The sequence below is a fragment of the Calothrix sp. PCC 6303 genome, from assembly GCF_000317435.1.
Lineage (GTDB): Bacteria > Cyanobacteriota > Cyanobacteriia > Cyanobacteriales > Nostocaceae > PCC-6303.
Genome location: NC_019751.1, coordinates 3,819,026 through 3,834,813, shown reverse-complemented (window position 1 = coordinate 3,834,813; position 15,788 = coordinate 3,819,026). Strand labels below are relative to the sequence as shown.

Below are 15,788 nucleotides of genomic sequence, written 5' to 3'. Positions count from 1 at the left end.
AGGATTCTCTCTAACTGTCACATCTATAGTGAAAACGTCACAACTCTGTCCTAGCTTCTAAAACAGAACTTATGAAAGTGTCACAATCAACAGCAAAGGTAGTTAGAAGCTTGCTATGGGAAGATTTCTTTCTCCGTCAAGTTAGTCAGACTCAGGAAGCCTGTAACAGGTTTACTCACTTATAATCATTACTTGGTGGGTGACACCAAAAGCTTGACTGCTAGGTTCGCAATCCTCTAAGCATCACACACCCTGCAAGAAAATGCGCCAGTTGCTTAAGTTATAAGCTGATTAAGTTATGTAAAAAAAAGTGACGAAAGTTTAACTTTTGTTCAACTAAAATCATAGATAATTTCATCAGGTTTAACATATATTTAGGGAACAAATTTCTGGTATATTTCTTGTATTAACACATGTTTATGCGGGTAACTGTACAACTAGGGGTTAATGCTGCAACAAATAATATCGTTGAGATAAACCTCGTCTATCTTGAGAACTGTAGTTTTCCATCAAGACTTTGAGTAGGCTACGCCAGCCCCATGGGCTTATGCTAACCTGCGACAAGCCGCTACCCTGACGGGTAGACACGGAGTGGCTTATGTCAGTACGCTAAGAAGCTTATGGGTCTACCTTACGTCGCTGTTTGAGGCATTTGAATCCCTCAAAAAACTCCGGGTTTCATCGTGGACGAGGTTTAACATTTAATAATTTAGGATTGAAGCTTATTTCCCTAATCAGTTAAGTGAGAAATAACTAACGATATTGTTAAATTTTTAATAATACAAATTTGTGTTTATTATAGCCAAATTCATTCTATAGTCTTTGGTTATAAATATCTGCAAAAGTACAACTATTTGAGAGCAAATAGTTAAGTTATAGCGGTAAAACGGCAACTGTTTTCCGTAGTGGTTGTAGTGATGATGTTACATTATTAGAGAGGGAAATCAATGCTGGGATTTATCAAAAATTTAGCGAAAAAAGCTGACAATGGTTTTTACTTAGAACTTAAAGACGGTGAAGAAGTAAAAGCAACTGAACCAAAAAAAACAGAATCAGCAGCTGCACCGAAGACAACAGAATTAGCACCTACTGTAGCTGAAGATGCTGCTAAATCTGTACTCAACGCATCAAAAAAAGAAGCCGCATCAATTGCCAAATCCGCTAAAATTGAAGCTGCAAAATCAGCTAAAGCTCAAAAAGAAGCAGATGCGGCAGAAAAAGCTGCTATTGCCGCCAGAAAGAAAGAATTGCCTGTGGAAAAGAACTTTGCTACTAAATATTTGTTGAGTTCAGGTAATAGCGAACGTCGTCGTCCAGGTGCAAATATGAATGCATTTTTGGAAATGGCGAAAACAGCCAAAACACCTACTCAGAAATAAAAGCCGCAGTAGTTTATTACTAAGTTTATTATTATTAAGTAGAGAACTGGATTTTGATCGAACCAGTTCTTTATTTAATTTTCCATAATGCTTGATCTGCACTGGGGGGAACCAGTACCCACAAACCACCAGGAATTACCTGAAAGTTCATTGGTGTTACACCTAAATAATCCCCATCTACTTGTACTGCCATAACTTTTTTACCCTTTATTTGGATTCTCTTGGCACGGTAATATTCCACTTTGGGATCGAGGTTATAACGGCGTGTAAAAATAGATAGTAGTCTCAAGGGCGCTATTAACATACTGCGTCCTTTAATAACGCAGACATCCAGTAAGCCATCATTAATAATGGCATGTGCTGTTAACTTAACTACACCCCCATAAAGCTGACTATTACCAATTACTAACATTAATATACGTCCCCGTATCCGTTTACCATCAACGCGAATATGGGAAGTAATCCCCGGAAAGTTCCATGCTAGTTGTATGGCTTGTTTGACATAGGCTAGTACCCCCAGTTGTTTTTTTTCTTGGGGATTAATGATTGCTGTGACAGCAGCATCAAAACCGATTCCTGCCATTAATAAAAAATACCGATTTCCAGCTTTACCAACATCAATTTTTTCTAGGTGTGCATCCAGCAAACTTGTGGCTGCACGTTTAGGTTCCATGGATAAGCCTAATTCCCTTGCCCAAATGTTCACTGTTCCGATGGGTAACACAGCTAAGGCAGTATTTGTACCCACTAAGCCATTCATCACTTCATTAACTGTTCCATCGCCACCAGCGGCTACAACCACATCATAGCCTTTCATTGCTGCTTCTCGCGCTTGAATTGTGGCATCACCAGCAGCCTTGGTGGGACGAAGTTCTACTTCCCAACCACGACTACGCCAAACCTCAGCGGCACCTTCTAGCGATCGCTTCAGATTATAAGCCTGCCCTGCAAAAGGATTGAAAAGAATTAGTACCTGTGGCTTGAATGGAAGCATGTTAACCATGAACAACGAACTTCCTAGGGGTTAAGAATATGGTTTTAGAAAAATCTGTATTTAGTAGATGTGGTTTAGTGTTTTTGTTGCTCTATGATATTTGGCATCTCACTATTAATTGCTAATTTGGGATAAATAATCAGGAAAAATATCATCCAAGTGAGGATGGGGATAGCAACAATAATGGTTAGCCAAATAATCTGAAATACTAACCAGCTACCACCAATCAACGTGATACCTGTGAGAAGAATAGACCAAGGTTGACACCACCAAGGTTTATACTGCCAAACGCTGGGAGATTGAGATTCTGACATTATTTTGCTTTAATTTTTACTTATTCTAGATTATTGCTCGCCCAATAGGGCGAAAAATAAAAAGGGAGACACAATATAAAAATACAAGCTCTACAACGAACTATTAATGCACCATTGACGCTCTGGTTTTGGCTGTCTGAATGCTTTTAAGAGCATGTCTAAAATTTGTATTTCTATTTTTAAGTTTCTTTAACCCATAACGGGGGACTTCGCATCCCCCGTTAACTGCTCTACATTTTAAATTCACAAATCCTAGGATTTAATTGCAAGTTGGGCGATTCCTTCTCCCTTAACCCGGCAAATTCTCCAGTCATCCAAAATAGCTGCACCCATCAACCGATAAAAATTTTGGGCAGGTTCATTCCAATCGAGGACACTCCACTCTATCCTTCCACAATCACGTTCTAGGGCTACCTGAGCTACCCTACTTAATAAAGCTTTGCCAACACCTTGGCGACGATATTCTGGTAATACAAAGATATCTTCGAGATAAATTCCCGGTTTTGTCAGAAAAGTTGAATAATTGTGGAAAAATAGAGCAAAACCCACAACTTGATGATTTAATTCTGCAATGATCGCTTCAGCATACTTGGGTGAACCAAAAAGATGTTCTTTCAGAAGTTGAGAACTACCACTTACTGCATCAGATAAATTTTCGTATTCTGCCAAGGCTTGAATTAAATAAAAAAGTGCATCACAGTCATCAGGTTGAGCAAGACGCAAGGTGACATCACCATCGGAAGCCATGGGTTAATCCTCCACGATTATTAGTGTATAGACATTAGTCCACATTCAAGGGATATTCGTCAAGGTAAGACTTCGGAGAGTGACTTAAAAAACAAGTAATGAGTAATAAGTAATGAGTAATGAGTATGTTTTGTAACGGGGATTTGACCCTGATGGTTACTAAGGGTAGTCGAAGTAACACGCTGGTTGATAGTTGCAGGGGAATTAAACCCCCAAACGTAGTTAAAAATGATGGTTACGCGTCATTAAGATGTTTCGGACATAATATACTCTGGATTGTATTTCCAGAGTGATATCAATGCCGCAGCTAAAAATTTATGGTTTGAGGGAATTCCTTGATCCGATTAAGCAAGAACTTTCGGATATCATTAATTCCTGCATGACTGATGCTCTACAATATCCCCCAGAAAAACGTAACCAAAGGTTTTTTCCCCTTGAGCGTTCCGACTTTTTTTACCCGCCAGACCGCACGGAACGGTATACAATCATTGAATTGAGTATGTTTGAAGGACGTAGTGTTGCAGCGAAAAAACAGCTAATTCGGTTGTTGTTTGAGCGGGTTCAGCCATTGGGTATTTCTGCACAGGATTTGGAAATTACAATTTTTGAAACTCCTAAGCACAATTGGGGTTTCCGGGGTTTACCTGGAGATGAACACCAATTGAGTTACAAGGTAGATGTCTGATTTGATAAGGCAGTAGGCAGTTGGGGTAAGCGCAAAGATTTGGCGTGGCTGTGTTTACTGTTAGGGTTTGTAAGAAGGCTTTGAGTCAAATTTACAGTTCGTTACATAGTTTGTTTTATTTATTACATTCCAAATTCTGATGAATGGTGCGTTACGCGATCGCGTAACGCACCCTACCAGACAAATTAAAATTAAAGTTAAATAAACTTGAATTTATGACTGATCCCTACTTGGGGACATTGGGTGGCAATTTCATAAATGTCAAGTAACCCTGCTTTTACGGTTATCGAATCAAGAGAGCGCATAAATGGAATATCATCCGGATCTGGTTCATTATACTGAGGCTTTGCAGTAACATTTGTCCTTGCAGGTGCTGCTGGTGGTGCTTCATAGCTGGGAGTTGCAGCAGGTGTGCGGTTTGGTGGGGGAGTTTTCCGCGTATTCGTCGCAGCTGCCGCAGGTGGTTGTTCCATCACGGGTGCCGGACTGCTAGTATATGTAGGCTGTACATCTGATGGGATGCCTATATTTCCCAAAGAGTGAATACGTTGCACAGTTAATTCTGCCCGCTTTTCCTTAAAGCCTTCCGGACGATCTATGGTATTCATATTTAAGCGCCCTTCTAAGAGTACGCGATCGCCTTGATGATAATTAGCATGAATTTCCTTTGCCATATTACCCCAACCAATTGCCCGCATCATTGCTGGTGGGTCATCTGGACGTGTTCCGGAAAACTGGATCATCATCTCTGCTAACTCCAATCCGTCAGGGGTGTGACGTAATTGGGGTTGATTAGTGATTTCCGCCATTAAAACACAACTGTTCATTAATCCTCAAAGTTTTCTTAGTTGATTAGTATGTATAGCAGTAGCAGCAGAACTACACATTTTACAAATGGTAGACTCCTCCCCAACCTTCCCCTTGTTAGGGGATGCGGGGTACTACAGGTGGGGTATTTTTGCACCTCACCAAGTTAAAATCTGCTGTATTTCTCAGCAAAAACTAATTGACAATTGCCTAAAAATCAATTTTCCGGCAAATTTTTCTCGCTAAAAATAATTATGAAACTACAGTAGTACAATTGTATAACATTTAGATGATAAATTATCTAGAACAGTAGCCATACAAGCATATTTTTAGCTTGACCCAAATATATCAAATATGGGGGATTGGGTGCTGAAAGTTAAACTAAGCTGTATATTATGGCTGATTTGTATATCAAGTATCCCCGAATCTAAACTCTAGCTTTAAATATCGGATCAGTTTGATAAGTGGATTTGATTAGTTTTGATTTCTGCAAGCCGCACACTCGTGACTTCAAGTCATGAGTTAGGCTCTCCATATTTCTATATTTAAATGATTGCATATTCTGATAAAATTATTGTAAGGAATCATTTAAAATCAAAATGCAGAAAGCGTTTAAAATTGCACTTATTCCTAGCCACAACCAAGAAGTCTTAATTAACAAGACGATAGGTTGTGCTAGATTTGTGTACAACCGTTTTCTGGCATTAAGGAAAGAGTTATATGCGACTGAGCAGAAAACCTTAAACTACAATACTTGTAGCCAAGAGTTAACTCTTCTCAAGAAAGAGATTGAATGGTTAAAGGAAGTAGATAAATTTGCTCTGCAAAACTCGCTCAAAAATTTAGAGGCAGCGTACAAAAACTTTTTCACTGACTTGAAGAAGTCTAAAAAGAAGAAAGGTGTAGGCTTCCCCAAATTCAAAAAGAAGTACGGTTGCAAGCAATCTTACAAGACGAATCTTACCAATGGAAACATTCAAATTATAGAGAATCGTTTAAAACTCCCCAAATTAGGATGGATAAAGTTTTATAAATCACAAGATATTACTGGAAAGCTTGTCAACGTTACCGTTACTCGGACTTCTTCTGGTAAATATATTGCTAGTATCCTCTGTGAAACTGAGATAGAAAAATATCCTCATGTCACCCAAAATATTGGTTTAGACTTGGGGATTAAATCTTATCTGGTTACTAGCGAAGGTGAAGTTATAGAAAATCCTAAATATTATCGACTTCAATTAAAGAAGTTACGCAAAGCAAATAAAAAGTTATCCCGTAGTACAAAAGGTAGTAGCAATAGAGTCAAAGCGAAAATCAAGCTGGCTCGAATCTACGAACGGATTACCAATTTGAGAGATGACTTTCTGCACAAGTTGTCAACTCGTCTAATCAAGGAAAACAGTATTATCTGTATTGAAGATTTACGAGTCGTTAACATGGTAAAGAATCACAAACTAGCATTGAGTATTTCAGATGCTAGTTGGTCTAAATTTGTTACCATGTTGGAATATAAAGCTTTGTGGCATGACAGGATTGTGCAAAAAGTTGGTACATTTTACCCCTCATCTCAGACTTGTAACTGCTGCGGCTTGATCAACCCATTAGTTAAAGATTTAAAGTTACGTGAATGGTCTTGTCCTAGTTGCAATAGTTACAACTTAAGGGATAAAAACGCAGCACTTAATATATTAAGTGAGGGTTTGAGATTATTAACCGCCGTCGGTACGCCGGAGGTTATAAAAAACGCCTGTGGAGAACTTGTAAGTCCTGAAGTAATTCCGGCGCAGTTCGATGAAGCAGGAATCGCGTGACTTTTAGTCATGCGAGGTTCAATAGTAAAAATACTATAGATAGCTTAGGTACTCGTGGCGAAAGTTGTTTTAGAAAATATTTACAAAAGTTTTCCCCATCGTTCAGGGGAAGGTGTGGCAAAATCGACAAATCAGGGAGATGCTACGCAAGCAGAAGGTGTAAGCATTTTGAGACGAATTAACCTGACAGTAGCAGATGGTGAGTTTATGGTGTTGGTGGGACCATCAGGTTGTGGAAAAAGTACCCTGTTGAGATTAATTGCTGGGTTGGAGACGATTACAGGCGGTAATATTTGGATAGGCGATCGCTTAATTAATGAACTGCCTCCAAAACAACGGGATATTGCCATGGTGTTTCAAAATTACGCCCTCTATCCCCACATGACGGTGTATGATAACATCGCTTTTGGTTTGCGAAGAAGAGATTTACAAGAGCCAAAACCAGAAAATTCTCCCCTAAATCGTTTCACCCAAAATACACTGACAGGATTAACTAAAAAGTTACCGAAAGGACTACGTTATATATCCGCAGACGAGCGGAATATTCGTGAGAGGGTAAAGAATGTAGCCCAATTGTTGCAAATGGAAGCACTGTTAAATCGGCTACCAAAGCAATTATCAGGTGGTCAACGTCAAAGGGTTGCGTTAGGAAGAGCGATCGCGCGCAATCCCCAAGTATTCTTAATGGATGAACCTTTATCTAACTTGGATGCGAAGTTACGCACCGAAACCCGCGCTCAAATCGTCAAATTGCAACGTCAGTTAGGAACCACAACTATCTACGTTACCCACGACCAAACTGAAGCGATGACAATGGGCGATCGCATTGCCATTTTAAACCAAGGACAACTCCAACAAGTTGCACCACCCCTCGAACTTTATAACCATCCCACAAACTTGTTTGTTGCCCAATTTATCGGTTCCCCAGCCATGAATTTAATTCCTGTGGAGTTTCATGCACCCCACATCATCACCAGCGGCGATTTTCGCATGACTATACCAGAAATTTGGGGTAACACATTGCAAAAATATGATGGACGTACCCTAATTTTGGGCATTCGTCCCGAACATTTTACAGTCAGTTTGCCAGCAACTAAAAATTTCCCCGTCAAAATCGAACTTGTTGAAAACTTGGGGAATGATACTTATTTATCTGTCAGTTTGATTTTACCTGGTCGTCAAACACATCCTTTAGGTAGCGACACCATCCAAATTCGGGTACCACCTGAACGTCATTATCGAATGGGTGAAGAAATTTGGCTATCACTAACACCCGACAAACTTTATTTTTTTGATGCGGAAACAGAGTTAGCAATATACCCAAAGATTCCCATAATGCTACCATTTGAAAAATAGGTACAGTTTCCACACAGATTCAGATATAAAATATTAAGCTAATTCTATGTGTTTTTATTGCTTTTAATATTAATTTTAAGTAGTTATACCAATTTGAAAAAACAATGCGACAGATAGATATTTGTAGAGACGTAGCACTGCTACGTCTCTACTGTTTGATGTGTTGCAATCATTATTTGAATTGGTATTAGGCAAAATTAAATATATATTGTCATTGCGACGCAAGGTAGACACGAAGTGGCTTCACTCCTGCGGAGAAGCAAGCTACGAAGAGTAGCAATCCCAAAGTTTTGGCTTTTTCGCAATGTATAAATATTTTTTTACTACTACTTACATTCCTTTGAATCCAGTTTTACTTTCTATTTGCCCTAATTTTTGAGTTGAATCAACACTTGAATTTAGAGCTTTCAAAGACATTTTTCGCCAAATTCCCACTTGACTTACGAAAATTCCTCCTAAAATTACCCCACCACCAATATATTGTCCAAAAGTTGGGCTTTCTCCCAAAACAAAATAGGCAGCTATAATTCCCACTACAGGAGTAAAAGAACCAATTAATAGAGCTTGAGATACGGTTGTTGCCCTTAAACCAGTAATCCAAAATGATTGTCCAGCCACTACAATTACTGAACCGTAAATTAACATCCACTTCCACAAAAAAGGTGAAAATACATCCATAAAATGGTCATGACCATAGATAATTAAAGCAACAAGGAAAAAGACCACTGTCCCCAATGCAGTACGGAAAATACTATAAATACCCAAAGATATATGTGATAATTTTCTTTTATTAATAATAGTAGAAATAGCTAAAACTACAGCCGCAACTGCTGCTAAAATTTCTCCAGTTCCAAAAGCAAAATAATTATTAACTTCACCCATACTTTGATAATTAGACGGCAAAATAATGGTAAGAACAACACCAATAAATGAAATAATTCCTCCAATAATTTCCCAAATATGAACTCGCTCATGCAATATCCAGATGGATAAAGCTAAAGTTAAGGGAGGCTCTAAACGACCAATCAGAATAACATTATTAACAGTAGTTAAACCCAGAGATTGAAAAATTAAACCTGGACCAATAGCACCAGCCATAATTGCCACCAAACTCAAATTTAGCCATTGCTGATGAGAAATTTCTCGGAATTTATCGACCCTACACTCCTTGCGATAAACAACTAGCAACACCATCAAGGCACAAAGATTGCCCACAAATAAAACATTGCATAGTGAAACTGGATTATGACCATTTGTAAAATTTTGATTCCCAATCTCTGTTAGTTTACGCGTCACCGCATTGGCAGCACCAAATATAATAACTGCAAACCACAGATAAAATTGTCCCGGTATTTTGCGTAAAAATTGAAAATTTAGTGGAAACATTGATGATAGATTGTTGATATTAATAACTTATGTAAATTATCCAATAATTAGTGCAACGATCCTATTAAAAATATAGATTATGGAGTAACTAGCCTGATATTTTCAGTTTACCTTCTTTTTGAAAGCTTATTATGGCAGCATATATTCTTCTAGTAGAAGATGAAGTTAAATTGGCTCGATTTATCGAACTAGAATTAACTAGCGAAGGTTATGAGGTCAGAGTCGCTAATGATGGAATTACGGGTATGACTTTAGCACGAGAGTCCCCACCAGATTTAGCAATTTTAGACTGGATGCTTCCTGGGTTAACAGGAGTAGAATTATGTCGTCGTCTACGGGCAACCGGAAGCAAAATTCCCATAATTCTTCTAACAGCAAAAGACGAAGTTAGTGATAGAGTTGCAGGTTTGGATGCTGGTGCGGATGATTATGTTGTTAAACCTTTTAGTATTGAAGAACTTTTAGCTCGAATTCGTGCCCATTTACGTCGCGTTCAAGAGGATAATTCTGATATATTACAGTTTGAAGATTTAAAATTAAATCGTCGTACTCGTGAAGTGTTTCGCGGTGAACGTGCAATCGATTTGACAGCGAAAGAGTTTGATTTACTTGATTATTTGATGAGTTATCCTCGTCAGGTATTTAGCCGAGAACAGATTTTAGAAAAAGTCTGGGGTTATGATTTTGTGGGTGATTCAAATATTATAGAAGTTTATATCCGCTATGTACGTCTAAAATTAGAAGAAAATGGTGAAAAACGCTTAATTCAAACAGTCAGGGGTGTTGGCTATGCTTTACGTGAAAATTAAGTTGACTAAGCTTAGGTTAATTATAGACCCAAATTAGTGACTAATTCTGAATTAGCATCCATCGCAATTGCTTAATTTATTTCTAGTACATGTCGGTGGAAATAAATAGACTACTATTTAATCCTGAAAAGCTAATAATAGGATTTTTCCCACTGCCTACTGCCTACTCATTACTGCCTTGATTTACTATGACTTTCATCGAGTCCTCAAAATATCAAATAATATTAAGCATTGATAGAAGTAGTTGACAAATCAGAAACTACTGTTAATTCTATAGAAAGTTACTACCTCACTTTAGGATATTTTATGATTATTAATGACTTCTATTGGCAGCAAAAAATGCGGACATTAGAAGTTTTGTCGTCACTGAGTCATAGAACTGGTGAATTAAGCGGATATTTACAAGAAATAACCTTTGGTGTTAATGAATTAATTGGGATTGACTGGTCTATTGTCACTATTTGTCAGCAAGGATTTGCCAAAGTATTAGCCAGTAGTATCAATTTAGATCAAGAAATAGAAAGTTATTCTGTACATGGTGAATTATCAGGAACTGTAATCGAAACTGGTTGCAGTTTAATAGTTGAAAACACCAAAATCTGTCAACAATATGGTCAAGCTCCAGAAGGATATCAAGCATATTTAGGAGTACCTTTGCGTACTTCTCAAAATAAAGTAATCGGAACGATTTGTTCATTTCATAAAGAACCACGTAATTTTTGTCAGCAGGAAGTTGAAATTGTTGAATTATTTGCAGAACGTGCTGCAACTGCAATCGATAACTATTATCTTTATCAACAGCAACGCCAATTTAATGAAATATTAGAAGCTGAAGTTATACGAAGAACAGAAGAATTAAAAGTAGTTCAAACAAAACTGATTGAGCAAGAACGTCTTGCGGCAATTGGTGAGTTTGCCACTGGTATTGTTCATGAAATTCGTAATCCCCTAACAACGATGAAAATGGGATTGAACTATTTTAATAAACAAGATTTGACAGAAACGGCAAAAATACGACTATCTCTAGCATTAGATGAGGGTGCTAGGTTAGAAAGATTACTACAGGAAATATTACTTTATGCAAAACCACAAAACTTACAATTATCACCGATTAATCTTCATGAATTTATTGCTGATAATATGAAATCTCTGGAAAATATGCCGGAAGCAGAAGGAAGATTGATTAAGCTTATATCTACTCAAAATGCTATGGGTATATTGGCAGATGGGGATAAAATTAAACAAATACTAATTAATGTTGTTCGTAATGCTTGTGAGGCGGTAAATATTGGAGATATAGTTAGTTTATCTTTAAAAAATATCTTAGATACTAATCAAGTTGAAATTAGTGTGCATAACTTTGGTGAACCAATTTCTAGAGATATTTTATCTTCCCTTACTCAACCGTTTTTCTCAACAAAACCTTCCGGTACTGGATTGGGATTAGCTATAGTGAAACGTATTGTTGAGGCGCATCACGGAGAATTGACAATCAAGTCTAATATGAATGAAGGAACAATTGTGACTATAAAATTACCAAAATTGGGAGGTTGAAAAATTCAATTTATTTTTGTAAATAACTAATTATCACTTGTATTATCTGGCAGACGGGGTAAACTGACTGTGAAAACACTTCCTTCACCGACTTGAGAGCTTACTGTCACATTACCACCCATCCCTTCTACAAGGGTCTTCACAATCGATAAACCTAAACCAGTACTACCCGCAGAACGGGTACGTGCTTCATCGATACGGTAAAATCTGTCAAAAATTCGAGATTGGTGTTGTAGGGTTATTCCATGACCGCGATCGCATACTTGAATTATGCCTTTATTTTCCGATCTTTTTAATTTTATGGTGATTTTTGTATCAGGATCTGAGTACTTTACCCCATTGTCAATTAAGTTCAGCAAAACCTGTATAAAATACTGATGATCTACTTTCACCATAATTGGATCAGATTCCACCTCTATTTCAATTTGTCTAGAACTATTTTTGACTGCCATTTCTACTGCTTCATTAACTAGATCATTTATTCTATAGGTTCCTAGATTAAATCGTAAGTAACCGCTATCTGCACGAGCTAAATCTAATAATTCTTCTAATATATGGATAGTATTTTCTGTCTCAGATGCAGCCGTTTCTAGAACTTCTAATTGAATTTCTGTCAGATTTTGCTTTCTTCTCAACATACTTTGTAAATATCCATAAATAATAGTTAATGGAGTACGTAATTCATGGGAAATATTACTGGTAAATTGTCTTTCTTTCTCCCAAGCTTGGGATAACCGGGATAGCATCATATTAACAGTTTTAGCTAGATCTTTGACTTCGCTAGGTGCATTACTTAAGTCTACTTTCGTTTCAGCTAAGTTTTCTGGTTTAATTGCTGCCGTCATTTGACTGATGTGTCGTAAAGGTTGCAGAGAACGCTGGATATAAATTGCTATTATGAGCGAAATTATAATAATTACCAAAATGCTGGCAACAGTTAAACTTTTTACCATTGCGATAAACATAGTTTGATCGTTGGTAATATCTTTGACGATAGAGAGTTTTCCTAAATATCTTCCTTTTAGCTTTAATTCTTCACCATACAAAATAAAGTAACGACCGTTAATCAAGTTAACTTCTGCCGTAATAGGCATTTTACTCAAAGAAGTTAATTCAGTAACATGGGAAGGAGATACCAGATTAAAGTTAGTAGATTTAGCTATAATTTTAGCATCTACACTTTTTACCCATAATAATATATTGCTATCACTTCTATTATCAATTGCTTTTTGTAATGCAATTTCTACCGGTAGCATATCATTATAGATTTCTATGTCTCGCGGCAAACGTAAGGCAATCTGTTTGATATTTTCTTTGTGACTATCGATTAAAATTTCTTGCATTTTCCAACTAGTCCAACTAGCCAGACTTGCTAATCCTAAAGCAGAAAATGTGGCAACACCGATTGTTAAGCGTGTCTGTAAAGAAAAAGGGTCAACTTTAGGAAAAATTCTGCTTAATCGATTCACTTTAATAAATTTGGTTGAGGTGTAAAACAAGTTTTATTTACAAAGTCGCATTTATAAACATAAGGCTCTTGCCAACTCAAGGGGATTTCTAATAAATCTCGTGTTCCTGTCATTCCTTGCCCTATAAATAATAATAAAGCAATACAGTTCAAAATGGTGTGAATAATGCGCCAACGACTTGTCTTATCTTTATAAATATCAGGAACAATGGCTAAAGAAAAAATCATTAACATTGCTGCTGTCATCCCAATGTAGTAATGTGACCAATACCACTGGTTATCACGACGGAAAACTCCATCTTGGAAACCAAGAATTACTAAACCAGCACCTGTTAAACTGGCAAATAAACCTCGCCATATTTTATTATTGGTAGTATTTGCTCGATAAAGTAATCCTAAAGATATGATAGTAGCGATAAATATTAAGCAGATAAAAATGACTTGAAAAGGTGCTTCATTTATTACTTTGTTTTTGATAATATTTTTACCAATTGGATAAGCTAATCCCAATAATGTTAATCCCACAACTGCACTTGTGAGGCAATTTCCTAATTTTCTGTGTTCTGTACCAACAGATGGACTAATTTTACTTTTAACTCCAGCTTTATTTTGTAAACGACGCTGACGGGTAGACAATGCAAAGTTGACTACCATCCCAATTAATGGGAAGACAAACAAGACTGCGATCGCAGGATGAATCAAAGCAATAAAATCCGTAAGTTCCATAAGAAAATCTTGTAGGTTATTTAACTTCAATCAAAATAATATATGGATTTTCTGGGATTAAAATTATTTATAACTAAGAATTTATTGAAATATTTTGATATATTTTCTTAGCCTTTTCTCATCTGATTCTCATTTTACTTAGAGCGTGTTTATCAAACAAATACTAAGTAGTATGTACTACTGCCATATAATAATTTGAGGGTTTGAGCAACTGATAATTTACTGTAGGGTAGCAATTAATTGTTGCCTCACAACCTATTTGGATTTTCGCTCAAAATGAGTAAAATTATGTGTCTTACACACCCGACAAAGAATCATGAATTGCTCTATTAATAGACAGTCTTTTAGGTAAGCGGCTACGCAGCTAAATCCTATAAATTAAAAAACTATAACCTTGTGGTGCGGGCAGCGTTCGATGGTTCCTGAGCCTGTCGGAACGAAGTGTACCGGAGGTAAGGACTGAGCGCTCACGCCGAAGTCTTGCCCGCTTTATATATACAAATTAGGTGCTTCACAGCTTATCTATCTCTAGAGTATTGTTCATGTGAGTTGCGTAAATTCTTGTTTATATGTTAAATTCAGACCGATGAGTCTGAAAAATCCGACATGAAGCAGAAAAAGGTAAAAAACTAAAACTTATCTATTTTGATTTCGTCCAGAATATAGGAATCTTATTTGATTTCTGAAAAAACTTAGTACCCTTTTCTTCCTTCTTAGTTGTTCCTTTTCTAAGCAAACGATTTCAGAAATTTAAGGGGACTTACATACCATACATATTTAAGAAGGAAGAAGAAAGATGGGGTCTGTAGCTTACTTTCCGCAGGGTATACCCATCTCAAAACTGATGACACATAGGTATCGGGGTATTAAACCCCCTACTCTTGATAAAAGTTAAAAATACTTACAATTATGATTAATCAAACTGAGCCTTTCCGTCTAATTACTATCCCTGTTAGTCATTATTGTGAGAAAGCAAGATGGGCTTTAACAAGGCTTAAACTATCCTACGTTGAAGAAGGTCATATACCTCTATTTCATGCCTTTGCAACTAAGCGTGCAGGAGGTCAATCAACACCAGTTTTAGTGACAGAAAAGGCTGCATTTTTAGATTCAACAGATATTTTAAAATATTTGGATTCCATCGCCTCTAAAAATGAGAAAATAATTCCTGAAGAGCCAAACTTGAGAAAACAAGCTGAAGAATTAGAAGAATTATTTGACCAAAAACTGGGAACAGCAGCACGTCGTTGGGCTTATTCTCACATTATCGGTGATAACAAGTTAATTAGAGATGCTTGGTGTAATAGTATTCCTAAATGGGAAGCATTATTTTTTCCTGTATTATTGCCAATTTTGCGCCCAGCACTAATCAAAAACTTTGATATTAATGCCGATTCTGCACAGGAAAGCTATATACAAATACAGGAAATTTTTGAGAAAGTAGCTCAAATTTTATCAGATGGTCGTCAGTATTTAGTGGGGGATAAATTTTCGATTGCGGATTTGACGTTTGCTTCACTTTCTGCACCAATGATTCAAGCAGCAGAATATCCAAAATCTATTCATGAAAAACAAAATCTACCGGCAAAAATGTTGTTGGAGATCAAGCAAATGCAGGAAACAACAGCAGGTAAGTTTGCTTTACGTCTTTACAAAAATGAGAGATTTGTCGGCGGTAAATAGGAAATTCATTAAATCAATCAATTAATTAATTAATTAATTAATAAAAAATAGAGACATTCCACTGGAATG

At 36.9% G+C, this 15,788-nt stretch carries 14 protein-coding genes; 7 read left to right on the top strand and 7 right to left on the bottom strand.

The window, feature by feature from the left end:
* Positions 1 to 947 precede the first annotated feature (947 nt).
* Positions 948 to 1,379: a hypothetical protein gene (locus CAL6303_RS28575; protein WP_015198815.1), complete on the top strand. Its 432-nt coding sequence runs from the start codon at positions 948 to 950 to the stop codon at positions 1,377 to 1,379.
* A gap of 70 nt (positions 1,380 to 1,449) precedes the next feature.
* Here the strand turns inward: CAL6303_RS28575 and CAL6303_RS15795 are convergent, their stop codons facing one another.
* The 3 genes from CAL6303_RS15795 to CAL6303_RS15785 all read right to left on the bottom strand — a co-directional run bounded on the left by CAL6303_RS15795 (position 1,450) and on the right by CAL6303_RS15785 (position 3,434).
* Positions 1,450 to 2,382, bottom strand: a complete 933-nt coding sequence (locus CAL6303_RS15795) for a diacylglycerol/lipid kinase family protein (protein ID WP_015198814.1) — start codon at positions 2,380 to 2,382, stop codon at positions 1,450 to 1,452.
* A gap of 65 nt (positions 2,383 to 2,447) precedes the next feature.
* Positions 2,448 to 2,687, bottom strand: coding sequence for a DUF6737 family protein (locus tag CAL6303_RS15790; RefSeq protein WP_015198813.1), 240 nt, complete (start codon positions 2,685 to 2,687; stop codon positions 2,448 to 2,450).
* 252 nt (positions 2,688 to 2,939) lie between these two features.
* Positions 2,940 to 3,434 carry a GNAT family N-acetyltransferase gene (locus CAL6303_RS15785; protein WP_015198812.1) on the bottom strand — a complete coding sequence of 165 codons (495 nt, stop codon included), beginning with the start codon at positions 3,432 to 3,434 and terminating at the stop codon, positions 2,940 to 2,942.
* A 298-nt stretch (positions 3,435 to 3,732) separates the two neighbouring features.
* Here CAL6303_RS15785 and CAL6303_RS15780 point away from each other — a divergent pair, with 298 nt between their 5' ends.
* Positions 3,733 to 4,119 (top strand): tautomerase family protein, encoded by a 387-nt coding sequence (locus tag CAL6303_RS15780; protein ID WP_015198811.1) that lies wholly within the window; start codon positions 3,733 to 3,735, stop codon positions 4,117 to 4,119.
* Between the two features lie 197 nt (positions 4,120 to 4,316).
* Here the strand turns inward: CAL6303_RS15780 and CAL6303_RS15775 are convergent, their stop codons facing one another.
* Positions 4,317 to 4,946, bottom strand: a complete 630-nt coding sequence (locus CAL6303_RS15775) for a single-stranded DNA-binding protein (RefSeq protein ID WP_015198810.1) — start codon at positions 4,944 to 4,946, stop codon at positions 4,317 to 4,319.
* A 579-nt stretch (positions 4,947 to 5,525) separates the two neighbouring features.
* Here CAL6303_RS15775 and tnpB point away from each other — a divergent pair.
* Both tnpB and CAL6303_RS15765 read left to right on the top strand, forming a co-directional pair.
* Positions 5,526 to 6,737 (top strand): IS200/IS605 family element RNA-guided endonuclease TnpB, encoded by a 1,212-nt coding sequence (tnpB, locus tag CAL6303_RS15770; RefSeq protein WP_015198809.1) that lies wholly within the window; start codon positions 5,526 to 5,528, stop codon positions 6,735 to 6,737.
* A gap of 54 nt (positions 6,738 to 6,791) precedes the next feature.
* On the top strand, positions 6,792 to 8,093 hold the full coding sequence (locus CAL6303_RS15765) for an ABC transporter ATP-binding protein (protein ID WP_015198808.1): 1,302 nt from the start codon (positions 6,792 to 6,794) through the stop codon (positions 8,091 to 8,093).
* 330 nt (positions 8,094 to 8,423) lie between these two features.
* Here CAL6303_RS15765 and CAL6303_RS15760 read toward each other — a convergent pair whose 3' ends face one another.
* Positions 8,424 to 9,479, bottom strand: coding sequence for a DMT family transporter (locus CAL6303_RS15760; RefSeq protein WP_015198807.1), 1,056 nt, complete (start codon positions 9,477 to 9,479; stop codon positions 8,424 to 8,426).
* Positions 9,480 to 9,610: 131 nt separating this feature from the next.
* On the opposite strand from CAL6303_RS15760, the gene CAL6303_RS15755 reads away from it, so the two are divergent.
* Positions 9,611 to 10,288 (top strand): response regulator transcription factor, encoded by a 678-nt coding sequence (locus CAL6303_RS15755; RefSeq protein WP_015198806.1) that lies wholly within the window; start codon positions 9,611 to 9,613, stop codon positions 10,286 to 10,288.
* 306 nt (positions 10,289 to 10,594) lie between these two features.
* Positions 10,595 to 11,842, top strand: a complete 1,248-nt coding sequence (locus tag CAL6303_RS15750; protein ID WP_015198805.1) for a GAF domain-containing sensor histidine kinase — start codon at positions 10,595 to 10,597, stop codon at positions 11,840 to 11,842.
* 26 nt (positions 11,843 to 11,868) lie between these two features.
* Here the strand turns inward: CAL6303_RS15750 and CAL6303_RS15745 are convergent, their stop codons facing one another.
* Both CAL6303_RS15745 and CAL6303_RS15740 read right to left on the bottom strand, forming a co-directional pair.
* Positions 11,869 to 13,311 carry an ATP-binding protein gene (locus tag CAL6303_RS15745; RefSeq protein WP_015198804.1) on the bottom strand — a complete coding sequence of 481 codons (1,443 nt, stop codon included), beginning with the start codon at positions 13,309 to 13,311 and terminating at the stop codon, positions 11,869 to 11,871.
* On the bottom strand, positions 13,308 to 14,036 hold the full coding sequence (locus tag CAL6303_RS15740; protein WP_015198803.1) for a DUF4079 domain-containing protein: 729 nt from the start codon (positions 14,034 to 14,036) through the stop codon (positions 13,308 to 13,310). Before CAL6303_RS15740 ends, CAL6303_RS15745 begins: the two co-directional genes overlap by 4 nt.
* Before the next feature lie 909 nt (positions 14,037 to 14,945).
* On the opposite strand from CAL6303_RS15740, the gene CAL6303_RS15735 reads away from it, so the two are divergent.
* Positions 14,946 to 15,719 carry a glutathione S-transferase family protein gene (locus tag CAL6303_RS15735; protein WP_015198802.1) on the top strand — a complete coding sequence of 258 codons (774 nt, stop codon included), beginning with the start codon at positions 14,946 to 14,948 and terminating at the stop codon, positions 15,717 to 15,719.
* The last annotated feature ends 69 nt before the right edge of the window (positions 15,720 to 15,788 follow it).